This is a genomic window from Clostridium merdae, from assembly GCF_900176635.1.
In the GTDB taxonomy this organism is placed as follows: Bacteria; Bacillota; Clostridia; order Oscillospirales; family Acutalibacteraceae; genus Faecalispora; species Faecalispora merdae.
The window spans coordinates 364,032-385,436 of sequence record NZ_FXLN01000002.1 but is presented as its reverse complement, the minus strand read 5'-3'; the positions used below and the strand labels follow the sequence as shown (position 1 = coordinate 385,436).

Here is a 21,405-nt window from a genome sequence, read left to right as displayed (position 1 = left end):
TGCAAAGGAAAAGGCCTAGTACGCAATGCCCTGCCATTTCATCGCTTCGGCAACCTTTAAAAAGCCTGCAATATTTGCACCAATTACCAAATCGCCTTTATGACCATACTCTTCAGCAGCCTGATACGCGTTATGGAAGATATTCGCCATAATGTGCTTGAGCTTCTCATCCACCTCTTCAAAACTCCAGGAATAGCGCATGGAATTCTGGCACATTTCTAAGCTACTTACGGCTACACCGCCTGCATTGGAGGCCTTACCGGGAGAATACAGAATATGATTGGAGCGGAATACCTCAATTGCCTCTGGAGTACAGGGCATATTTGCGCCCTCTGCTACAATGATTACTCCATTTTTCACAAGCTGCTGTGCTTGCTCCTCATTAATCTCGTTTTGTGTGGCGCAGGGCAGAGCAATATCACATTTCACACTCCAGATTCCACCGCAACCGGGAGTATATACCGCTCCGGGAACACGCTCGGCATACAGATTTATTCTGCCGCGTTCCACCTCTTTAATTTGTTTCATGACTTCCAAATCAATTCCCTTTTCGTCATAAATAAAGCCGTCGGAGTCCGACATAGCAACAACCTTTGCCCCTAGCTGCATTGCTTTTTCACAGGCATAAATCGCTACATTGCCCGAACCAGAAACCACCGCGGTCTTTCCCTCAAAGGAATCCTGCTTTATGTAGGACAGCATCTCCTGTGCAAAATAGCATAGCCCATAACCGGTTGCCTCTTTACGAACCCAGGAACCGCCGGAGTAAAGAGATTTTCCGGTAAAGGTACCGGTAAATTCGTTACTAAGCCGTTTATACTGGCCAAACATATATCCAATCTCTCTTGCGCCTGTTCCAATATCGCCCGCAGGTACATCGGTATCAGCACCAATGTGTTTGGTTAACTCCGTTGTATAGCTTTGGCAGAATCGCATTACTTCGCCATCACTTTTGTCTCTCGAGTTAAAATCGGCTCCGCCCTTTGCACCACCAATCGGCAAGCCCGTCAATGAATTTTTAAAGGTTTGCTCAAACCCAAGGAACTTTAAGATAGAAGCGTTCACACTGGGGTGCAAACGAATGCCACCTTTATAAGGGCCAATCGCTGAGTTATATTGAACACGCCAGCCGCGGTTCACCTGCACTACGCCTTTGTCATCTACCCAAGAAACACGGAACTGAATCATCCGTTCTGGCTCCACAAGCCTTTCTATGATACCCGCCGCAACAAAATCTGGTCGTTTTTCCACTACGGACTCTAGGGATTCTAGAACTTCCCTCACCGCCTGAAGAAATTCCGGCTCCCCTGCATTGCGCTGGCATACAGTTTGATATACGGACAACAGATATTGATTTTGAAAAGACATGTGGTTACCTCCTATAAGAAATTGTTTTGATTATACTCCCTCGTTTGAAATATATCAATACCAAAACTGCATTTTATTGATTGATTTTGATATTTTTAGTATTTTTGTTGATTATATAAGATGTTTTCTGAATTGTATTTTATTTTAAAATTCAAATTTAGAGTATTTGATGATGAAAACTAACAAATTACATATATCGTAAGTTCTGTTTTACTCCATTACTAAATTGCAGAACAAAGAAGTCCTACTCCCGAATATAAAAAAAGAACGATTCCATAAAGGAACCGTTCTTCTTTAGATAAATGAGTGAAAAATAGAATGGTATTTGCAATACCAATTCAAATTTTATTTTACGCGCTCTTTGAGCTTGTCGAGCTCTTCATGAAGCTCTTTTGGCAGCTTATCGCCAAACTTATGATAGAACTCTTCAATCCCCTCAGCTTCCTTCACCCACTGTGCTTTATCAACCTGCAAGATGCTGCGCAGTGTTTCAAAGGAAATTTCATCCTCAAGGCCAGCAATATCAATATCTTCTGCTTGGGGTACAAAGCCGATGGGGGTTTCTACTGCGTCTGCTTTTCCCTCTACACGTGCAATAATCCAATCCAGCACACGCATATTGTCGCCAAAGCCGGGCCATAAGAAATGACCTTCATCGTCAAGGCGGAACCAGTTCACATTGAAAATCTTCGGAGCCTTATCACCTAAGATTTTACCCATTTCGATCCAGTGGTCAAAATAGTCTCCCATATGGTAGCCGCAGAACGGCAGCATTGCCATGGGGTCACGACGAACCACGCCAACAGCACCAGCAGCGGCAGCTGTTGTTTCGGAAGCCATAATGGAGCCTACAAACACACCATTATCCCAATCACGAGACTGGTAGACAAGCGGAGTGGTCTGTGCACGGCGACCACCGAAGATAATCGCGGAAATCGGCACACCTTCGCCCTTATCAAACTCGGGGCTAATGCAAGGGCAATTTTCAGCCGGAGCGGTAAAGCGGCTGTTGGGGTGAGCGCCTTTTTCCTCAGAGGTGGTGCCGTCCCAAGGCTGGCCCTTCCAGTTCAATGCATTCTTGGGCGGGTTCTTATCAAGACCCTCCCACCAAACGGTGTTGTCATCCAAATTATGAACAACGTTGGTGAAAATAGTACCCTTCTTCGTGGACTCCAAAGCATTGAAGTTGGATTTTGCATTGGTGCCGGGAGCTACGCCGAAGAATCCGTTCTCTGGGTTAATGGCATACAGTCTGCCATCTTCTCCCGGGCGCATCCAAGCGATGTCGTCGCCAACTGTCCAAATTTTATAGCCCTTATTGCGGTAACCCTCCGGCGGAATCAGCATTGCCAGGTTGGTTTTGCCGCAAGCGGACGGGAACGCAGCGGTAACATAGGTTACCTTGCCTTCCGGATTTTCAATACCGAGAATGAGCATATGCTCTGCCATCCAGCCCTGCTCGCGACCGAGATTAGAAGCAATACGAAGCGCAAAGCACTTTTTGCCGAGTAGAACATTTCCGCCGTAACCAGAGTTTACGGAAATAATGGTGTTATCCTCTGGGAAGTGGCATATGTAGCGTTTTTCTTGGTCAATTTGGCACTTGCAGTGCAGGCCGCGAACCCACTCAGGGTTATCACCCAATACATCCCAAACTGCCTGGCCAACACGAGTCATAATTGCCATATTGAGCACAACGTAAATCGAATCCGTCAGTTCAACACCAATTTTTGCAAGAGGGGAACCAACGGGACCCATGGAGTAGGGAATTACATACATTGTGCGGCCTTTGTAGCTATCTTTAGCAATGTCATAAAGCATATCGTAAGCTTTTTTCGGCTCCATCCAGTTATTGGTAGGGCCTGCATCCTCTTCATTACGGGAGCAAATAAAAGTACGATCTTCCACACGTGCAACGTCATTTACTGCTGTTCGGTGCAGGTAGCAGCCCGGCAGCTTCTCTTGGTTCAATTGAATCAGCTCGCCAGTTGAGCAAGCCTCAGCTCTTAATTGCTCGAGCTGCTGCTCGGAGCCATCAATCCAAACGATCTGATCAGGGCTGACAAGAGCTTTCATTTCTTCGATCCAGTTCAATACCGTTTTGTTGTTTGTCATTCCAGTTCTCCTTCCGGCCTGTTAGCCAAATAACGATAACTCTATTCCCATTATAATCGATATGAAAGCAGGAATCAATTCATATTTGTCAATTGTCAACCAAAAATGAGTATAAATAACTGTTAAATTCATTTAGAGAATCACGAAAAAAACACCGAACGACAAGCCACTACAATATAATTGATTATCTTACAGATTTATTCACAAAATCAGCTTGAATATCCATACTGGCAACCGCGTTTAAGTCGAGCCCGGCTCGTTTCCCCGCCTGGTATTCATAAAACCCCTGCGATGCCACCATGGCGGCATTATCCCCACACAAAGCGAGCTCTGGGCGATAAAACTCCCAGCCATTTTCGCGGCATATGACCTCTAATTCACGCCGCAATAATGCATTTGCAGAAACACCGCCTGCTATTACCAGCTTCTTTTCTCCGGTTTCTCGCATGGCTGCCATTACATTACGCACGAGGCAGTCAACCACCGCACGGCGAAAGGAGGCCGCTAAATCCGCTCGTGGAAGTTCTTCCCCTTTTTGTGTTGACTTGTGAATTAAATTAATCACAGCCGTTTTTAGGCCAGAAAAACTAAAGTCAAACGGTGAGCCATCCACCGTGGGGTGCGGCAAAGAAAAGGCATTGGGGTCGCCAAGCTCAGCCTCTTTGTCTAAAAACACACCGCCGGGGTAAGGCAAGCCCATGGCGCGCGCCGCTTTGTCGAACGCCTCGCCTGCGGCATCATCCCGTGTGCAGCCAAGCACATGAAACTGTGTGTAATCCGCTACATGTACAATGTGCGTATGTCCACCGGAAACCACCAAGCACAAAAAGGGTGGCTTAAGCTCCGTATTTGTCAGGTAATTTGCCGCAACGTGAGAACGAAGGTGATGCACCGGCACCAAAGGCACTCCAGAGGCATAGCTCAGCCCCTTTGCATAGTTCACGCCTACAAGCAGCGCACCAATCAACCCCGGTGCGGCGGTAACTGCAATCGCATCCAAATCCTTCAAGGTTACTTTTGCGTCATCCAGTGCCTGCTGTACCACACCCACAATTGCCTCTGCATGGCGGCGAGACGCTATTTCGGGTACTACGCCACCAAATTTGCGATGCTCCAGCACCTGAGACGCTATGACTGACGATAATACACGGCGGCCGTCTTCCACTACGGAAGCCGCTGTTTCATCGCACGAGCTTTCAATTCCTAACAACTTCATTTTTGTTTCCCCTTTGTTTGATTCCACGGCGTTGCGCCATGCTCCCAGCCTTGCTCTGCCCAATAGGTACGGTCTGCCGGATTATTGGCAAACCCAAATACGGATTGTCTCATGATATAAAACATGCCTTTGGTTCGTATGGATGGTGCAGAACCCTTTTTAATACTCTCATACAGCCGCTCCGCTGCACGATTCAAAGAACGTTCCGCTTTGATACGGCGGGATTCTTTCATATCTTGAAATCCTGCCGCCCAAAAGGTAATTCCGCAGTGGTATATATGGCTGATTCCCCAAAAAGAAAGGGAGCGGGTGATTCCATTGATTACATGCTTTGTTCCTGCGCCCGCCGTAGTCGAAACAATCAGCGCACTTTTATGGAACATTTCCCTTCTTGGACGATGCGCCATAAAGAAATGTCCGAAATGGTCAAGAAAGTTCTTCATTGGCGCAGTCATTTCCATTACATACACCGGCGAAGCGAAAATAAGTCCGTCTGCCTCAAGCATAGCGCGCTTCATGGGCTCCGTATACTCGTGGTGCGGGCATTTTTCTTCGGTCTTTTCAAAACAAGTAAAGCATCCCGTGCAAAAATGTGGCAAATCCTTCGGCAAATAAAATTCAGTGAATTCTGCGGGCTCCAAAGCAGCCAAGCGTTCTTTGACAATCTGGACAGCATCGTACGTATTCTTTTTGCGAGGGCTACCGTACACGATACAGTATTTCATCGGAATCCTTCTTTCAAATAAGCACTTTGGTCATAATAAGACCATCCTCTTTTGGCTGCTCGTACAGACCCTTTCGAATGCCAATTTCCTGAAATCCGCAAGCATGGTACAACCGAATCGCCTCCTGATTGGTAACACGAACTTCGAGCGAAAGGGTAACCGCGCCGCGCTGAGTTGCCAAGCGTTCCAACGACTGCAGTAAAAGCCTCCCTGCCCCATGCCGGCGGTAGTTTGGGTCTACCGCTACATTGGTGACATAAGCTTCATCCACAATAACGTGCATTCCCGCATAGCCAATGGTTTGCCCCATATACTCTGCTACCTCAAAGCAGGCAGTAGGCTCCGAAAGCTCTGCCGCAAGCCCTTCTCGTGACCATGGGATGGAAAAGCAAAGCCGCTCCAGTGCGGCAAGTGCGTCCAAATGGCATTCCTGCATAGAAACTATACGAACTCCCTCAACGCTCCAGCTCATACAATAGCTCCTCGAGTGCTTTTCGTATTTGGTCGCAGCTGGCACGGTAAATCTCCATACTCCCGCCGTAAGGGTCTCCCACACCACCGCCGAGCACCTTGATTTTCTCCCGCGGAACACCGGCTGCTTGAAGTGCCCCTGCATGGTTCTGCATCATCACTACAAACAAATCTGCGCTTTGCAGCAGCTCTTTCGTTACGGGTTTGGCACGGTGGGAAGAAAGCTCTACCCCAAGCTCACGGCATACTGCTACGGCATTTTCTGCGGCAGGTTCTCCCGCATTTGCAAACAGCCCCGCACTGCTGCAAGTAATATCGGTTATGCCGCGTTCCAAAAGCATTTTGCGGAACAACCCTTCAGCCATTGGGCTGCGGCAGGTATTGCCCGTACAGATAAAGACTATTTTCATTATCACTTACCCCTTTTCTTTTGGGACGAGCGGGTATCTATAAAAACTATTCTTTCGCATCGTACCATGTTTTCCCGATTTTTGCTTCTGCAAGCATTGCTACGGAGAGTGAAACCGCATTTTGCATTTCCTCTGTAAGCAGCTTTGCAGCCGCCTCCGCTTCTTCCTCCGGTGCTTCTACAATCAATTCATCGTGTACCTGCAAAATCAGCTTGGCCTGCATTTTTTCTTCCTTTAATCGATCAGCAACACGAATCATGGCTATTTTAATAATATCTGCCGCTGTTCCTTGTATGGGCATGTTCATGGCAACACGCTCGCCAAACGAACGTAGATTAAAATTGCTGCTCGTCAGCTCCGGCAAATAGCGGCGGCGGCCAAACAGCGTTTCGGCGTAGCCGCGTTCTTTTGCCAGCTCTACCACGCGGTTCATATACCGCTGAACACCATCGTAATGCGCTAAATACGCTTTAATATAATCATCGGCTTCCTTGCGGGTAACACCAATGTCTTTGGATAGTGAAAATGCACCAATTCCATAGACAATGCCAAAATTGACTGCCTTTGCACGACTGCGCATAATGGGTGTTACCATTTCTTCCGGCATACGGAACACTTGGGCGGCAGTAATACGGTGAATATCCGCACCCTCTCCAAAGCCCGCAATCATATTTTGATCATCTGCCACATGTGCCAGCACCCGAAGCTCAATCTGCGAATAGTCCGCATCTACCAAAACCCAACCCGGCCTTGCGGTGAAAAAGCGGCGCAGCTCACGCCCTTGTTCCGTACGAACGGGAATATTCTGCAGGTTTGGCTCCGTAGAGCTTATGCGTCCGGTACGCGTTTCGGTTTGGTTAAAACGGGAATGAATGCGTCCATCCGCTCCAATTACTTTAAGCAAACCATCGCAGTAGGTTGATTTCAATTTCGCCAAACCGCGGTACTCCAGAATCATTTCGACTGCCGGGTGCTCATAGCGCAACCCCTCTAATACCTCCGCATTGGTGGAATACCCGCTTTTCGTTTTCTTACCAGTTTGAAGCCCCAGCTTTTCAAAAAGCGCCTGCCCAAGCTGTTTGGGCGAATTTAGATTAAATTCGTAACCCACCTGCTCATAAATTTGACTTTGGATTTCATCAATCCGCAACTGAAGTCCCTTGCCGTACTCTTCAATTCCGGCGGCATCAACTGCTACGCCCACCGTCTCCATTTGAGCGAGCACCTTGGCAAGTGGCAGCTCAATGTTTTTAAGCAATTCTGTCTGCCCATTTTTCTCAATCTCTTGAGTCAGACAATCCACCAAGGCAGGTAATACTGCCGCTCTGGCGGCATCCGGGTATTCCTCGTTGACACTGGGCAATGCTACCTCATATTCTGCGGCAAGGCGTTCCTCACTGTATTCGGAGGAGGAAGGATTGAGCAGATACGCCGCAAGCACGGTATCCATCCCGAGGTTTTTCACTTCAACTCCCATTTGTGCCAGCGCGGCATAAAAAGGCTTGCTGTTGTGTATGTTTGTTACAATTTTTGCATCACCACACAACGCACGCAGAAAGGCTTTCTCTGGCTTAAGAATATAAACTGTTCCATCTATGGGCAATAGAAGAGTGGTGATTTCATCATTGGCATACACAGCCGTTATATCTGCTCTCCCACGCTCTTGCAATGGGATTAACAGCCCAGCTCCATCCTCCAGTGCTTTTACTGGCAGAGCCTTCGTGGTTTTATTTTCCGGAGTGTCCTGCGAGGCTGCATCCAACCCAAGCTTTGGGATAAGCGAGAACAGCTCAAGCTTTGCCATCAGGCGGGCAGCCGCGGCCTTGTCGCCTGCCTGCATGCGATAAGCCTCCAGCTTGGTCTCAATCGGCACTTCCGTACAAATCCTACCCAGCTTGCGGCTAAGAAACGCGTTCTCTTTGCCCTCACGCAGCTTTTTGCGGACACCATCCTTAATTTCAATGGAGTCCAAGTGCTCATAAATATAATCTATGTCATGAAAGTTACGAATCAAATCTCCCGCGCCCTTGGGGCCAATACCGGCAACGCCGGGGATATTGTCGGAACTGTCACCTTGAAGTGCCTTTAACTCAATCATTTGGGGTGGAGTTACACCATATTCCTCTAAAATCTTGGCTGCGTCATACACAGACACCTGGGGCTGACCAAATTTGGTGGCAGCAAGGCGCACGGTTACTCCCTCACCCACTAACTGCAAGCTGTCGCGGTCACCGGTCGCAATCACACATTCCGCTCCCTGTTCGCGGCTGGCCTTGGCGAGCGTACCAAGAATATCGTCCGCTTCAAAGCCGGGCTGCTCCACCAAAGGGTAACCGAGCAGGCTCAATAGCTCCTTAAGAACCGGCATTTGCTGTGCCAGCTCTTCCGGCATTCCCTTGCGCTGGGCTTTGTAGCCGTCGTATTCCAAGTGGCGAAAGGTTGGCTCTCTGCGGTCAAACGCAATTGCCACTGCATCCGGCTGGGTTTCATCCCATATTTTTTTCAGCATGGTTAAGAACCCATAAATACCATTGGTAAAGTGACCGTCCTTGGTGGTAAGCAGCTTAATACCGTAAAATGCACGGTTTAAAATACTGTTTCCATCCAGCACCAGTAATCTCATTTTTTCTCCATTCTTCCGCGTTGCGCGAAGCGGCGCTCCCTTTGCAAAATGACACATTGTTTTTCATTCGTTCCTTTTGCATCTGCCGCAATCTGTTTTATCTTACATTTATTATAACATCTTCCAGCGAAAAAATTAAGTGCTTTTCGTCCCGGATTGTGGTATATTAATAAGAACCTTATGCCACAAACGGCTGTAAGAATTCTGAGCTTTTATTGGAAAGGATTTTATTCATTGAAACTGGGTTCTTTTCTCATTGAAAACCGAGCGGCGCTCGCGCCAATGGCTGGGATTACCGACGCTTCATACCGCCAGCTATGTGTGGATTTTGGAGCAGGGTATGTAGTAACCGAAATGGTGAGTGCGCAAGGATTAACGTATAAAAACTATAAGACCAACCAACTCATGAAGCTTTCAGACGCGGAGCGACCCGCGGCGATTCAGCTTTTTGGCGATGAACCCGATTATTTGGCACGTGGAGCAGAGATTGCGATGAATTTTTCTCCCGATGCCATCGATATTAACATGGGCTGCCCTGCACCCAAGGTGTGCGGCACCAGTGGCAGAGGGCACGGCAGTGGCAGTGCACTGATGAAAAATCCCGAGCTTTGCGGCAAGATTGTTGCGGCAGTAAAATCTGCTGTGAATGTGCCGGTTACGGTAAAAATCCGCAAGGGTTGGGATAAAAACAGCATCAACGCCGTGGAGGTTGCGCAAATCTGCGAGGCCGCAGGTGCGGATGCCATTGCCATTCACGGTAGAACCCGCGAGCAGATGTACCAGCCCAGCGCGGATTGGGACAGCATTGCCGCTGTAAAGCAAGCCGTAAAAATTCCTGTGATTGGTAACGGAGATGTTACCGATGCCAAAACCGCTGCTCAAATGCTGGAGCAAACCGGGTGCGATATGGTGATGGTAGGCCGCGCCGCTCTGGGAAACCCGTGGATATTCCGAGAGATTCACGCGTACCTTTCCACCGGAGTGCTGTTGCCGCCCCCAACCTTAAACGAGCGCATGCTCATTATGCTGCGCCATGTACAAGCCATGTGTGAAGATAAGGGCGAAGACCGCGCCATGCGCGAGGCACGAAAGCATGCAGGCTGGTATTTAAAGGGATTACCGAATGCGGCGGCGTTCCGCTGTGAGGCTGGGCAGCTATCTGTATTTCACGACATTGAGGTGCTAGCCCAGAAGGTGCTTTCTTCTTCCCTTTAAATCATATTATTTTACTATAACAAAAGACCCTCAACCGCAGATATGAATCTGGGTTGAGGGCCTTTTTCCATCCTTTGTTCACGAGAGCATTTTACACTCCGCACGCGAACCTATTCTGTCTTTTGCTCCCCCGAGGCCGCCTGACCATCCACATACCCCTCGCCGGCGATATAGGCAATCACCGCGCCGAGTGATAAAATCACACCGCTTACCTGCTGTGTGGTGTTTGCGTCTGCCCCGAACAAAGCTAGTACACCCACAATAAATGCGGCTACTGCTAGCCAGAATTTACGCGATGTCAGCTTTTGCGCCCAATTGATTTTACCCATTTTTACCCCTCTCTCTGCCGGGTGAATTTAAGCAACCATATTTCTTTACAATACGGTAAAGTTACACGGTACGGTCTGTCCACCCGACGTGACCATAATATGTCCATGCCTTGCCACTGGTTCCAATGGTAGGCCTTTTACATCGATGAGCCAGCCACGCCCTTTGGAATCTAACCGCGGCTCCGAAGCAAAAATCACGTCTCGCCCCGTGGTGCTCACCGTAGGTTTTTCTTGGCAGCGGGCGAGCACCGTATACGTTTCTCCCACCGCCATGCTTTTACTGGAGGTATCTAGCGTAAGACCAGTGATTTCCGGAACACAACCGTTAGAAAAATCCTTGTAACAAAGATTGAGATCTACTCTCCCGGAAATTCCCGGCAAGCTGCCATCACTGGAGTACTGCCACACATCGTACTCACCGGGGTAGGTCACCTTGGTACTATACTGTGCCAGCCAGAAGGAATAATTGACAAGTTGCGACATATTCAGGCGATTGACTGCCCAATCCTTATTCGCGTACACTCCAGCGGGAAAGCCTGCCGCCGCAATTCTTTCACAGAAGCGCAAACAGATGGCAGTTGCCACCTGCTTGCTGGTTCCACCGCGCTTGCTCTTGTAACCGTCGGCATCTTCCATATCAATGTACACAGGGTAGGTGGGCTTGAAACCCTTAAGTAGCCGCAAGGCATGTGCCGCCTCACTTTCGGCTTCCTTTACCGTCATTGCATAGCTATATAGATACACACCCCACGGGATGCCTAATCGGTTGCACTCAGCCACATTCCGCGCCCACTGCTTGTCGTCTTGGCTAACCATATCGCTGCCATACCCACAGCGCAGGATGGCAAAATCAATATTGCCCTTCAGCTTGTCCCAGTCAACGAGCCCGTTGGCGTTGCTCACGTCGATGCCTTTAAGCATTACTCTTCCCATCCGTTTCCACTGCATCTAGAGCGGCGGCAACAATCTCTGATTTTTCAGTGTCCGTTAACAATTTATAATCAGCAAAAACAACTTCTCTGCTTTCGCCCGCTTGTACCCGTCGCTGTATTAATTCAGCAGCAACTTTCAATCGTCCTGTCATACTTTTACTCCTCATTCACTATAAAATGTATTTGCAATCTTAACCGCCAGCTCATCCGGGATATTATCCCTAGCAACGTCCACCAACTCGTCCACAATTCCGGTCACGGTTTCCTGCTTACGGATATATCTGAGCTGCCGCAGTATGTCGATCTGTTCTTGTAGTTCTTCAAGGCTGTCAACAAAGAGAAGCAGGGCGACGTTGGGGGTTGCTCGCAGAGGTAACACTTCTGTACACGGACGAGCATCCATAAAATTAATTAGTGCAGTTTCAACATCAAGTTTAGAAGCAAGTTGTTCAGCATACTGCTTTGTACCATCAAACTCGTTGTGGAATATGGCTAGTCTTATCTGTCTATTATTTTGCGCCAAAATAGTATTCTCCTTTACTATATTTTTTTACTGAAATTGAGCCTATGCCTCCGGCAGTACCAAATTCTCCATGTCCAGTATTACCACTTGATGGAGTAGAATTCCCGCCGGGTCCGCCACCGCCGCCTGCAACAGTTAAACTACCCGTGTTTGTATAGGATTTTCGATAGAGGATGTAGATTCCTCCGCCGCCTCCACCGCCGCCTCCACCGCCACCTGCGGCTGCGTCACCACCCCAGCCTCCACGACCACCAGAGCAATCGATTCTCCCGCTACAAACAAAGTTCCCCCCAACAGCAAATATTATAACACCGCCACCCCGGTTACCAGCACCGCCACCACCACCATATATATAGTATTTGTTGTCGACCAGATACCCGTCACCGCCACTACTACCGGGGCCATTCCCACCAGCACTGTATCGCCCACTATCTCCAGCTGTGCCGTCGCCACCGCCACCGCCACCATATCTACCGCCACCTGCCTGATATCGACTAGTCCCAGCGCTTCCTCCTAAAAAGGTATCAATAATATCAGTTGTTATTTGGTCAGCGCCTCCGCCTCTACCTCCCATGTTTTTATAGGAATTAACATAACCTCCTCCGTCGCCGCCACTGCCATACCCACCGCCATACTTCCTTGCCGACATTCCCTTTGAATGTGTCTCCCTAATAAGAACACCCTTCATGTCGCTACCCCGACCGCCACTACCTCCCTTGCCCGGAGACAAGGATGCCGGGTAATTAAAACTGCTTGTATGTAGCGCTGCTGCTAAATTACTTTGAGATAAGGTTCCTTTTATAATACAATCGCCTTGAACCCTAATGATTAGCCCCGAATTTAGATTATTTAGAGTTACTGATACATTAGGGTTAATAGTAAGAGATTTATACTGCAACTCCATATACTCAGCGGCAGAACCAACGTTAAATGACATATTGCTGCTTATCACAGCATCACCATGTCTTCCATCACCAAAAATCTCATCTAATGTAAGCATTCTACGTCTTAATAAAGCTATCCCCATTCATCTCACCACCAGTATTTGAATTGGAATTGCAATCGTAGGTTTAGCATCATAACAATATACCACTATACTATTTTCACCTGTTACTATTTTGCTTACGTAGCCCCATGCGTCTAGTTGTGCTTGAGCTGTTGCAACTGCATCTGATAACACTACATCAATTATTGGATTATCTATTTCCAGCAGACCGCTGACTGTAACCGTTTGAGTATGTGGGGCATTGGCAGACCAGCCCGCCGTGCTCAGTGTAGCCGTATAGGTAGTGGTTGTGGCCTTTCCGTTCCACACCTCCCGTTCCTTTTCTGTAACATGCCTGGTTGTGTCGTTTCCGTGCGCGTTGATATCGCTGATTTTCTGGTTAAATAGATTTCGATTTACCGCGTCCGAGCCTTGAAATAAACTTGTAATATCCGGCAATTCTCTTTCTCCTTTCAAATATATATAAATTTAAGTAATTAAATGGACAATGACGTAACCAAATACATCATTGTCCTATCACCCTTTATTTAGAGCAGCGTATTACTGCTGTTCCGTATCACTCACTTTTGGTTCTTCTGCCTCTTTGTCATTTTCATCTGGCACTTCTTCACCGTTTGGTTCTTCACCAGCAATTGCCATACTTAGAGTTAAGTACTGGTCCTTTGTGAGCCTGCCTGCTGCAAAGAAAACATCTAATTTTTCCTGCAAATCTGCTGTAAGCCCATTTTGAATGAGCATTTGGCATAAATTATAAACAAAAGTCATTATTTGTTACCTCCTAATTTTTCTAGCTCTTTTTCGTACTCCATTTGTACCATTCCTTGTGTTAAGGTAAGGGTTTTATCTTGCAAGGCTTTATAGTCGTTTTTTAAAGATTCTACCATTACAGCTATTGAACCGTTACTTTCTTTTAAACTACAATTTTCATCCTCTAACCTTTTTAGGTTTTCTTTTTGTTTCGCAAACTGCTCTGTAATTTGGTCATAAAAACAAGGCATGTTAACTCTCCTTTTCTTTATTCGATTAAGAAGTAATCAACCCAGTCATCAAATTCAGTATCATTTCTAATATAAGTAGCGTACATTGGGAACATCTGAAAATAAGCAAATCTTGAGATGTAGCCATTCCAATTTGGCTTAGAACCATCAGACAATGTAGCATAACCATAGCTTTCAACAGAATGTGTATTACCTGGGCTAATTTCAAGAATAATCATTTTTCCATTGGTGTTTTTTTTCGCACCTGAAAGTCGGCTTTTCTTTGTATATAAAACGTTCATTGCGACACTACTGTTGGAAATAACTCTCATTGCAATGCTACTATTAGCAATCGCTTTCATCGCTGTTGAAGATGCAGCAACAGTGTTAAAATCCGGATACAAGCTTGCATCCAAACCAGCGCAACCTACAGCAAACTTTCCAACAGCTAGATTAGAATTGCTTACTACATTCATAGCAACAGAAGAATTAATACAAGCGTTCCTTGCAGTACTGCTATTTGCAATCGCAGTCATTGCCGTTGAAGATGCAGCAATTTCGGTCATAGCGGCACTACTGACAGCAATAGACTTCATTGCCGTGCTGCTATTTGCAATCACTTTCATTGCAGTAGCATTGTTTACAAACTTTGCGATTGTCTCCTTAACCACAACCATTTTACTTAGAATCGGGTTCAGCGTAACCAAAATACCGTTTATGGTTTCTTCTGTTTGTTTTACTTCTTGTTCCGCCGTATTGCCTTCGATTATCTTAGGTAAATTCGAACGGATACTGCTAATGTTACTTTGAATTGTTTGCAAAGAAGCAGTTCCTTTCGACAAATCATCAATGGCAACCAAAAGCGTATTAATCGCAATTGCACTTTTCGCAATTTCTCCCATGGCAACCGTGCTGTTTAAAATGGCGTCCATTGCAATGCTACTTCGAATTGCAGAGTACATCGCCGCTTGGCTGTTTGCAATGAGCTGCATAACATTTTGCTTTTGTACTGCCGCCCTCATAAAATAACGGTTGCTAATTAACGCGTGTATGGTTAAAGCATTCAAACTGTTTTGAACAACAGTCTCACTTGTACTCTCCGCAGCAGATATTTTGTCCGCGGAATACGTGCAGCTCGTCAATGCGGTAAGCGCCTGAACACTACTGCAAATGTCCGTCACTGCTTCGTTATTGGCTATGATTTCTTCAATCGTATTTAATGTTGGCAAAACGTTGGAGGTCAGTTTGAATGTAGAAACCAACCATTGCCCAACCTTTTCACCAGATAAGAATTTTTCTACATATCTGCTGTAACCCTCTTGGAACTTGGATTCCAGAATATTAAACAGATCCGTAGTCATGTTTTGCATCACAACAAAGCCATTGCCATTCGGGAATGCCTCTACTCCATAGAATGCGTTCAGCTGTTCCCCTAAAACGCCGCTGTCTTTCCATAAGCTGTCTACATTTTTTACATCCAGGCGTGCATACACGTATTCGCGTATTTGCTTATGACCATACAGCCACAGGCTCCTGAGACAAAACTCGTTCCATAGATTTTTATTCTCTTTTGCCATGATGAAGCTTTTGTTGCCAAAAACAGAAATATCGTTGATATAGTGAACATAGTTTAAAGGCTCCCTCATGTCACTATTTACTTTCATTACTTCAGCCCAACTCATAATCTGTAACCACCTCTCTAATTTTTCCGTCAGCTAAAAATTCTGTGGTTTTTTTCAGTAATACTTTATTCTCCGGCTTGCTTTTTACGATTTTCTCAATATTGCCGTTCCCTAAAAATCTCGTAATTTCAATGGTATCTTCCATTTCTTCTTGTATGGAGCCGTCGGCTAAAATGCTGGTCATTTTTCCATCAACACAAGTGCCAACGCTGCCTATGTTCCATTTTCTTCTCTCTTTTTCCGTCACATGCCTAGTAGTATCATTCCCGTGCGCATTCATATCGCTGAGTTTTTGGTTAAACAGAGTGCGGGATACCCCGTCCGCTCCTTCAAATAAACTTGTAATATCAGGCAATCCACTCTCCCCTTTCTAGCTGCGTTAAGGTTAGATTTTTTTCATCCAATTGGTCAAAGGTAAGTGCTTGGTCATCTAGCTCATCCCAAGTAAGGTAAATGTAGGCGATGTCCAATAGCAGGTTCGCGGGAATCGTCTCATAAGCCGTTACATACAAGGGCTTTAAATCGGATATTCGGCTTTCTCCGCGATAGCGAACCTTTATCACAAAATCCTCTACGCTTACCTCTACATTCAGCCCCATGTACGCTTCTACCATATTGCGCAGTACATTAATGTTGATGGGCGGTTTTGTCATCAGCTTTGCTTTCAGTGCATCGCGCCGCGCTTGCAAGGTAGAATTCATGGGGGAGGAGACGCCGAGCAGCTTCTCCCAGCGCTGCGCCCCCTCTTCGTCACAGGTGGAAACCGATTTGTTCTTTACCATCTTCCGTACCTGCTCGGACAAAGCATCCATTTGTATATTTACAACTCCGGCAATCGCATCGATTTCCACAACATCCTGCAGTCGGTCGATTAAATAGCCTTTAAAATCGTTCTTGTGGTCGTAAAACATCAGCCGGTCACCTCGCTCACTGTGATCGCCCCCATTACCGGAACCTGATACGCAGAGAAGGATTTTTCCAAGGATAAGTTTGCACTTTCCCCGTTTAGCGTTACCGTTCCAACATCCACTACGCTTTCATGCGAATTTAATATGTTCGCCACCAGCTTTGCGTAAAAGACCGTCTCCTCTGCAAAACCGATGCTGCCAATGTAATCGCTAATTGCTTTTTCCACAGAAGCTTTTACAAGGGCTAAGTTCGTACCATGCCGCAGTCTCACTTGTGCCATAACCTCAACGGGCAAGTCTACGGAGGTACCTACCGTTACGGTGTGCCCAATGGGGGCAATGCCGTCACCGTTCGTTCCCATTACCGATTGCACCTTATCTACAAGCGTCTGCGTTGCGGTATTGCCCTGCTCATCGCCAATAACCAGCCCAACGCTGCCCGCTCCCATAGTCAAGGCGCCGAATACCTGCACTGTACCCACTCCGTCAATGGAAAGTGTCTTTTCTTTGTAGTCCGCAATATTGCCGCCATATGGCTGCTGCCGAACTGCGGTATGGAACCTTGCGCGCAGGGACTCATCGCTTTCCTGATCCCTTGCTGGAATGAGAGCAGGAGCAATTAATTGTGCCGAAGCCAATCCATTAATGTTATCCACTGGCAGAATTTCGCCACCATACGCATTTCCCTGCATCCCGTATTTATCACAGATTGCTTTGTACTGCCCATCCGCAAGCTTTTCCTTTGTTGTAAAGGAAACATCCTCTATTGCAAAGCGACTGCCAAGCGGAATATCCTTTGGCGCACCGGAGGAATCAAAGGTATTGATTTGCCGTATCGCCTGTGTTGCTTGGTCTCGATCGACACCAAAATCGGATGTGACTCGGTCTAGCCATTCCTCCTCTGCTGTGTCTGCAAACAGTAGGTCAGTCAAATAGGCTATCATATAAGACTGCTGCGCCAAAACAAACGCAGTAGGTGCTAATGTATGGTAAATGATGCTTCCCTCACGTTTATCGATGCTGTTTGGCACTTGATCGAGCATTTGTTTCAGGATTGCTTCATATTCATAAGGTTCAGCCAAGCGTTACACTCCTTTCTGTGTTGAAATCTCCAAAGATGGTGTTCACTGTAAAGTGAACAGTTGCAACTTCGCCATCAAACGTAATCTGATAATTAGAGATTCCCGTAATCCGGTCATCCTCACCGAGTGCTTCTTCTATGCGCCGCCGGAAGTCAGCTTGTACATATTCCCGATCCTTTCCGATTAAATCCGCAAGCTCCACTCCATAATCGTACGAAAAAATGTCGTAAAGGAATCGCTCTGTGGATAGAGCAAGACTCGCCGCTTGTGCTGCAGCTTCTTTCCCGTCAATCATCCCTTGAAGATGATTCCCGGACAACCGCCACGTTTTGGACGGATGAAAACTATATACGTCGTCACCATAGGTTTTTAGCACACTCATTCCATCACCCCTATCACCGCAAAACGCTGGCCACCATGCTTTTGGATTAAACTCACCCTCGACCCAATTGTAATAGTAAGGCCTTTGGGTACATCCACCATGTCAAGCGGAATCACCAGCGGGCGGTTGTCCACTTTAATATTGGAGCTACCCCATGTGCCATAAATTAAATCACAGAGTGCCTCATTTTGCAGGTATTCTTTTACAATGCTTTTAATGGCCGTATTTAAATCCATATCATCACCACACAAACTTTAATTCCAAACTCATGGTGTGCTTGTTGTGCCCAAAATTGTGCGTCACTTGGTCTGCAACCGCCCACAGGTCAAGACCCGCTTCTGCAATTTTTATTCGGATACCACTGCCTCCAAACACGCGGGTATCACCCATACACTCAACCTTTAGTGACTGAGTCTCCCGGTTCTTTAGCTGCAGTAATTGATGCGCTCGGGCAGCGAGCTGCGATTCGTTCAGGTCAGCATCTACTCTATCGTAATATTGCAGCTTTCCCCAATGATTTACATTACTACTATCAGAAGCGACATAGGCATTTCGAATACCTGTTTTATTGTCATCCTTAACAACCTTAATATAGTTAAAGGTATCCTCATCAATAGAGCGTTCGTAATCAAAGCCAGTCGCCATGGAGCCGTCACCAATTATAATCGGCAACCGCAAATCCACCATATCCCGCAGTATAATGGCGCCAAACTGATCCCGAAGTACATACCAGTATCCATTGGTATAAAGATTTTCCTCTATCGATTTGTAAATCATATCCAGGTGTGTCTGATCTAGAAACCGAAACTTTGTTAACTTTACTTCCGTATTATCGACCTGTCCCAAACGAATGCGGTCTCCTATTCCAGCTGCCACCGTGTTCAAAAACTCCGTTAGGGTACTCACCGGCCGAATAATGGAGTTCTTCGCCTTTAAATACCGTAGCTGGTCGTAACAAACACAGCTATACTTTTTAGTATCCTGTTTTGTTGTGAAAAGAAACCCATAAAATATATTCGCGTTGCCGTAGGTGAACACCACCGTGCTACCATTGGGGAACATTCCCGTTTTATAGGTAGGGTACTCAAAGCTAAACTTACTGGCTCCATTGTTCCAAGAAGATTGATGCGTTATATTCAGTGCAATATCCGAAATATCGGTATTATTAATAAGTAGCATTTTTTCACCTGCCTAATTATTACCACCAATTGCCCCATCTGGTATGCTTTTGGCGTAATTATCCATCGCTTTTCCAATTGTAGCGGCAGTGTTAGCGGCAGAATTAATTCCTTTGAGAATTTGTTCCTTATTTTTGATAGTATCCATAGCAATAATATACGAACTATCTTGACCATCGTTTAAAGTAGCTGGATTAACTTTAAAAGCTCCATTTGTACGATCTTTAATAACTAATGAATCTTTATAAAATTGATTAACTTTTTCTCCCAATCCATCGAGAAACCCAAAAAAACCACTGCTTCTGCTGGCTCCACTACCTCCACAACCTCCGCCGCCTCCACTGATCCCGCCGCCTCCACTGCTTTCTTCATCTTTTCCTGTCCTTCTAATAAGACTATATGGAGTTGTTTTACTATCAAAAACAACTACTTTAGGAATTGCAGGCGCTTTTCCGGGGCGCTTAATATATGGAACGTCCGTCGTTTTCACACCAGCCGCCTTATATTCTGTTACCTTTACTGTTACGTTATAAATTCCGGGGTATTCTTCCTTTTTGCTGTACCCTGTTAAGTATCCGGACATTGACTCATTTCGATTGTTTGATACAAAAATGAATCGGCTTGGGTCTTTCGTGGCAAGCAGGACCTCAAAACCTGTAAAAACCTTACTGGCAGCAGTCCAATTCGCCAGTCTATTCCGATTCTGTTCCGTCATTTCACATTCAAATGTCCAGGTTCGTAGCTTTCGGGATTCCGGCACCGGGAAGAATCCTTGCCCGATGCCGTCGTAAGAAGTAATTTCACGTTCACTGTTATCCTCTACATTCTTTATCCCATAAAGCAAAATACCACCTAGATTTACATAATAGGTCATCCATACACCCCCGCTGGCTGCGTTTGCAGATTTTGATATATGATATCGCCTAAGCTGTGATTAATCTCATTGAGGTCAGCGGTCTGGCTTACATTTTGGTTTTGAATGATTACCTGCGGCACATATTGCTGCATACGGAATACCGCCATTGCCTTCTGCGCTGCCAAATCGAACTGATAACGCAGCACTTCTTTTTCAATCTCCATTTTTCCGGTTACTGCAATTGGAGCAGTATTAGTGATTTCTGTATGAAGTGATGAAGAACTTAAATCTGTAGGTCTTTTCTTTATCTTTGAGCCATCCATACCATTTTGTGCTTCAGCTTTTAATTTATCTAAATCCTTAAATGTGCTTCCCTCGGAATCCTTATTTTCTTCATCTTCCATATTTAGAATTGAGGCCGTTCCCGCACCAGCTCCGAGCAGACATGCAATTAGAGTAATTACCTTGACAGGAACTCCTCCAAATACAAATTTTAGTATATTTGTAGCCACGGCTGCAACTTTCATAGCTTTTGCAAATCCCATAAGAGCTTCAGCACCTATCCGAAAGATTTTTATCAGTGTATTTAAATTCTCCGCAACCCATGATAATGCGTTTCCGAGCCATTCCATTCCATCTCCAATAATATTAAAGAACCAATTAAGTCCTCCATTTTTCAGCTGATTATTTAATTGTTGTAAGAGAGCTGATAGCCCCTGCACCACGGAACCAGATTGGTCTCCCAACGCGTACTGCATGCCTTCTCCAAACTTGTCTGCCTGTGTCTGTAATGATTCAAAGTTTGCTAGCACGATTTCCTGTGAAGCCCCACATTCATCAAAGGCCTCCAGCATATAATCAATTGCTCCATTCATATCGCCACTTGCCATGAGGGAGTTTACCTTATTTCCATCTGCTCCCCAAATTTGATAATCGTTTTGAACGGCAGAAGCATCCCCCATTAGCAACGACTGAACGGAGGAAACTGCTTTTTCTTTCCCCTGAGAAGGATCGCGTGCGTAAAGTCGCTCTGCTAATCCGTACAATCGAGTTATTATATCTATATTGTTTGTAAACTGTGCAAACTGCTTCGTTGCGTTTAAAGTACCACCTATACCCAATATAGATTTTTGTGCACCATACGTTTTTGCATAATCATAAAGCGCCGTTCCGGCCGATTCACTTCCGAGCATAGACTGTAGCGAAATTTTATTCACTTGCTGATTTTCTGCATTTTCAATTCCACTAATAAAATATTTGTAAGAATATTCTCCTGCTTTTTTTAGTAAATCTTCTGGCTTAATTAAATCTTCCAACTTAAATTTAGCGATTGAGATCACTCCTTTCCCATTTATTTTTGGGGAATGAATCATAGAGCCAGAGGCGGCGGAAATTCCGCCGCTTTAA

General features: G+C 46.0%; 25 protein-coding genes. 1 reads left to right on the top strand and 24 read right to left on the bottom strand.

The annotated features are described in order from the left end of the window. Positions 1-15: 15 nt before the first annotated feature. From gdhA to polA, 7 genes are all read right to left on the bottom strand, one after another. The gene (gene gdhA, locus CAN90_RS01905; protein ID WP_085832139.1) at positions 16-1,368 is read right to left on the bottom strand and encodes an NADP-specific glutamate dehydrogenase; all 1,353 of its coding nucleotides are present in this window, start codon (positions 1,366-1,368) and stop codon (positions 16-18) included. Positions 1,369-1,713: 345 nt separating this feature from the next. Continuing rightward, entirely contained in the window at positions 1,714-3,483 is a 1,770-nt protein-coding gene (locus CAN90_RS01900) for a phosphoenolpyruvate carboxykinase (GTP) (protein ID WP_085832138.1), read from the bottom strand. A gap of 184 nt (positions 3,484-3,667) precedes the next feature. After that, the gene (gene tsaD / locus CAN90_RS01895) at positions 3,668-4,699 is read right to left on the bottom strand and encodes a tRNA (adenosine(37)-N6)-threonylcarbamoyltransferase complex transferase subunit TsaD (protein WP_085832137.1); all 1,032 of its coding nucleotides are present in this window, start codon (positions 4,697-4,699) and stop codon (positions 3,668-3,670) included. Further along, the gene (locus CAN90_RS01890; RefSeq protein ID WP_085832136.1) at positions 4,696-5,424 is read right to left on the bottom strand and encodes a flavodoxin family protein; all 729 of its coding nucleotides are present in this window, start codon (positions 5,422-5,424) and stop codon (positions 4,696-4,698) included. The genes tsaD and CAN90_RS01890 overlap by 4 nt, the downstream gene beginning before the upstream one ends. Positions 5,425-5,437: 13 nt before the next feature. Continuing rightward, positions 5,438-5,896: a ribosomal protein S18-alanine N-acetyltransferase gene (gene rimI, locus CAN90_RS01885; RefSeq protein ID WP_085832135.1), complete on the bottom strand. Its 459-nt coding sequence runs from the start codon at positions 5,894-5,896 to the stop codon at positions 5,438-5,440. Beyond that, positions 5,880-6,305: an arsenate reductase/protein-tyrosine-phosphatase family protein gene (locus CAN90_RS01880; RefSeq protein ID WP_085832134.1), complete on the bottom strand. Its 426-nt coding sequence runs from the start codon at positions 6,303-6,305 to the stop codon at positions 5,880-5,882. Before CAN90_RS01880 ends, rimI begins: the two co-directional genes overlap by 17 nt. A gap of 46 nt (positions 6,306-6,351) precedes the next feature. Further along, complete coding sequence (gene polA, locus CAN90_RS01875) at positions 6,352-8,928, bottom strand: DNA polymerase I (protein WP_085832165.1); 2,577 nt, start codon at positions 8,926-8,928, stop codon at positions 6,352-6,354. A 234-nt stretch (positions 8,929-9,162) separates the two neighbouring features. On the opposite strand from polA, the gene dusB reads away from it, so the two are divergent. Beyond that, positions 9,163-10,143 (top strand): tRNA dihydrouridine synthase DusB, encoded by a 981-nt coding sequence (gene dusB / locus CAN90_RS01870; RefSeq protein ID WP_085832133.1) that lies wholly within the window; start codon positions 9,163-9,165, stop codon positions 10,141-10,143. Positions 10,144-10,253: 110 nt separating this feature from the next. Here the strand turns inward: dusB and CAN90_RS01865 are convergent, their stop codons facing one another. The 17 genes from CAN90_RS01865 to CAN90_RS01790 all read right to left on the bottom strand — a co-directional run bounded on the left by CAN90_RS01865 (position 10,254) and on the right by CAN90_RS01790 (position 21,338). After that, a complete protein-coding gene (locus CAN90_RS01865; RefSeq protein WP_085832132.1) occupies positions 10,254-10,472 on the bottom strand; it encodes a phage holin family protein in 219 nt (72 codons plus the stop codon). A 45-nt stretch (positions 10,473-10,517) separates the two neighbouring features. Further along, a complete protein-coding gene (locus tag CAN90_RS01860) occupies positions 10,518-11,393 on the bottom strand; it encodes a glycoside hydrolase family 25 protein (protein WP_085832131.1) in 876 nt (291 codons plus the stop codon). Next, positions 11,386-11,556, bottom strand: coding sequence for a hypothetical protein (locus tag CAN90_RS13560; protein ID WP_159450346.1), 171 nt, complete (start codon positions 11,554-11,556; stop codon positions 11,386-11,388). Before CAN90_RS13560 ends, CAN90_RS01860 begins: the two co-directional genes overlap by 8 nt. Before the next feature lie 11 nt (positions 11,557-11,567). Further along, positions 11,568-11,927: a hypothetical protein gene (locus CAN90_RS01855; RefSeq protein WP_085832130.1), complete on the bottom strand. Its 360-nt coding sequence runs from the start codon at positions 11,925-11,927 to the stop codon at positions 11,568-11,570. Continuing rightward, on the bottom strand, positions 11,914-12,954 hold the full coding sequence (locus CAN90_RS13430) for a hypothetical protein (RefSeq protein WP_143750780.1): 1,041 nt from the start codon (positions 12,952-12,954) through the stop codon (positions 11,914-11,916). The genes CAN90_RS01855 and CAN90_RS13430 overlap by 14 nt, the downstream gene beginning before the upstream one ends. Next, positions 12,955-13,371 (bottom strand): hypothetical protein, encoded by a 417-nt coding sequence (locus tag CAN90_RS01845; protein WP_085832129.1) that lies wholly within the window; start codon positions 13,369-13,371, stop codon positions 12,955-12,957. A 102-nt stretch (positions 13,372-13,473) separates the two neighbouring features. Beyond that, on the bottom strand, positions 13,474-13,698 hold the full coding sequence (locus CAN90_RS01840) for a hypothetical protein (protein WP_085832128.1): 225 nt from the start codon (positions 13,696-13,698) through the stop codon (positions 13,474-13,476). Next, positions 13,698-13,931 (bottom strand): hypothetical protein, encoded by a 234-nt coding sequence (locus CAN90_RS01835; RefSeq protein WP_085832127.1) that lies wholly within the window; start codon positions 13,929-13,931, stop codon positions 13,698-13,700. Before CAN90_RS01835 ends, CAN90_RS01840 begins: the two co-directional genes overlap by 1 nt. A gap of 17 nt (positions 13,932-13,948) precedes the next feature. Beyond that, complete coding sequence (locus CAN90_RS01830) at positions 13,949-15,592, bottom strand: hypothetical protein (protein WP_085832126.1); 1,644 nt, start codon at positions 15,590-15,592, stop codon at positions 13,949-13,951. Next, a complete protein-coding gene (locus CAN90_RS01825; protein ID WP_085832125.1) occupies positions 15,579-15,947 on the bottom strand; it encodes a hypothetical protein in 369 nt (122 codons plus the stop codon). The genes CAN90_RS01830 and CAN90_RS01825 overlap by 14 nt, the downstream gene beginning before the upstream one ends. Further along, positions 15,940-16,503: a putative phage tail protein gene (locus CAN90_RS01820; RefSeq protein ID WP_085832124.1), complete on the bottom strand. Its 564-nt coding sequence runs from the start codon at positions 16,501-16,503 to the stop codon at positions 15,940-15,942. The genes CAN90_RS01825 and CAN90_RS01820 overlap by 8 nt, the downstream gene beginning before the upstream one ends. Further along, positions 16,503-17,582 carry a baseplate J/gp47 family protein gene (locus CAN90_RS01815; protein ID WP_085832123.1) on the bottom strand — a complete coding sequence of 360 codons (1,080 nt, stop codon included), beginning with the start codon at positions 17,580-17,582 and terminating at the stop codon, positions 16,503-16,505. The genes CAN90_RS01820 and CAN90_RS01815 overlap by 1 nt, the downstream gene beginning before the upstream one ends. Next, complete coding sequence (locus CAN90_RS01810; RefSeq protein WP_085832122.1) at positions 17,575-17,964, bottom strand: DUF2634 domain-containing protein; 390 nt, start codon at positions 17,962-17,964, stop codon at positions 17,575-17,577. Before CAN90_RS01810 ends, CAN90_RS01815 begins: the two co-directional genes overlap by 8 nt. After that, positions 17,961-18,200: a hypothetical protein gene (locus CAN90_RS01805; protein WP_085832164.1), complete on the bottom strand. Its 240-nt coding sequence runs from the start codon at positions 18,198-18,200 to the stop codon at positions 17,961-17,963. The genes CAN90_RS01810 and CAN90_RS01805 overlap by 4 nt, the downstream gene beginning before the upstream one ends. A gap of 4 nt (positions 18,201-18,204) precedes the next feature. Beyond that, positions 18,205-19,143 (bottom strand): XkdQ/YqbQ family protein, encoded by a 939-nt coding sequence (locus tag CAN90_RS01800; protein ID WP_085832121.1) that lies wholly within the window; start codon positions 19,141-19,143, stop codon positions 18,205-18,207. Positions 19,144-19,155: 12 nt separating this feature from the next. Continuing rightward, positions 19,156-20,016, bottom strand: coding sequence for a hypothetical protein (locus CAN90_RS01795; RefSeq protein WP_187138275.1), 861 nt, complete (start codon positions 20,014-20,016; stop codon positions 19,156-19,158). Further along, a complete protein-coding gene (locus CAN90_RS01790) occupies positions 20,013-21,338 on the bottom strand; it encodes a hypothetical protein (RefSeq protein ID WP_143750779.1) in 1,326 nt (441 codons plus the stop codon). The genes CAN90_RS01795 and CAN90_RS01790 overlap by 4 nt, the downstream gene beginning before the upstream one ends. Between the last annotated feature and the right edge of the window lie 67 nt (positions 21,339-21,405).

What these genes read in the sequence shown, in the direction of transcription:
- gdhA (WP_085832139.1), bottom strand. Translation starts at nt 1,368, where the DNA reads ATGTCTTTTCAAAATCAATATCTGTTGTCCGTATATCAAACTGTATGC.
- CAN90_RS01900 (WP_085832138.1), bottom strand. Translation starts at nt 3,483, where the DNA reads ATGACAAACAACAAAACGGTATTGAACTGGATCGAAGAAATGAAAGCT.
- tsaD (WP_085832137.1), bottom strand. Translation starts at nt 4,699, where the DNA reads ATGAAGTTGTTAGGAATTGAAAGCTCGTGCGATGAAACAGCGGCTTCC.
- CAN90_RS01890 (WP_085832136.1), bottom strand. Translation starts at nt 5,424, where the DNA reads ATGAAATACTGTATCGTGTACGGTAGCCCTCGCAAAAAGAATACGTAC.
- rimI (WP_085832135.1), bottom strand. Translation starts at nt 5,896, where the DNA reads ATGAGCTGGAGCGTTGAGGGAGTTCGTATAGTTTCTATGCAGGAATGC.
- CAN90_RS01880 (WP_085832134.1), bottom strand. Translation starts at nt 6,305, where the DNA reads ATGAAAATAGTCTTTATCTGTACGGGCAATACCTGCCGCAGCCCAATG.
- polA (WP_085832165.1), bottom strand. Translation starts at nt 8,928, where the DNA reads ATGAGATTACTGGTGCTGGATGGAAACAGTATTTTAAACCGTGCATTT.
- CAN90_RS01865 (WP_085832132.1), bottom strand. Translation starts at nt 10,472, where the DNA reads ATGGGTAAAATCAATTGGGCGCAAAAGCTGACATCGCGTAAATTCTGG.
- CAN90_RS01860 (WP_085832131.1), bottom strand. Translation starts at nt 11,393, where the DNA reads ATGCTTAAAGGCATCGACGTGAGCAACGCCAACGGGCTCGTTGACTGG.
- CAN90_RS13560 (WP_159450346.1), bottom strand. Translation starts at nt 11,556, where the DNA reads ATGACAGGACGATTGAAAGTTGCTGCTGAATTAATACAGCGACGGGTA.
- CAN90_RS13430 (WP_143750780.1), bottom strand. Translation starts at nt 12,954, where the DNA reads ATGGGGATAGCTTTATTAAGACGTAGAATGCTTACATTAGATGAGATT.
- CAN90_RS01840 (WP_085832128.1), bottom strand. Translation starts at nt 13,698, where the DNA reads ATGACTTTTGTTTATAATTTATGCCAAATGCTCATTCAAAATGGGCTT.
- CAN90_RS01835 (WP_085832127.1), bottom strand. Translation starts at nt 13,931, where the DNA reads ATGCCTTGTTTTTATGACCAAATTACAGAGCAGTTTGCGAAACAAAAA.
- CAN90_RS01830 (WP_085832126.1), bottom strand. Translation starts at nt 15,592, where the DNA reads ATGAGTTGGGCTGAAGTAATGAAAGTAAATAGTGACATGAGGGAGCCT.
- CAN90_RS01820 (WP_085832124.1), bottom strand. Translation starts at nt 16,503, where the DNA reads ATGTTTTACGACCACAAGAACGATTTTAAAGGCTATTTAATCGACCGA.
- CAN90_RS01810 (WP_085832122.1), bottom strand. Translation starts at nt 17,964, where the DNA reads ATGAGTGTGCTAAAAACCTATGGTGACGACGTATATAGTTTTCATCCG.
- CAN90_RS01805 (WP_085832164.1), bottom strand. Translation starts at nt 18,200, where the DNA reads ATGGATTTAAATACGGCCATTAAAAGCATTGTAAAAGAATACCTGCAA.
- CAN90_RS01800 (WP_085832121.1), bottom strand. Translation starts at nt 19,143, where the DNA reads ATGCTACTTATTAATAATACCGATATTTCGGATATTGCACTGAATATA.
- CAN90_RS01795 (WP_187138275.1), bottom strand. Translation starts at nt 20,016, where the DNA reads ATGACCTATTATGTAAATCTAGGTGGTATTTTGCTTTATGGGATAAAG.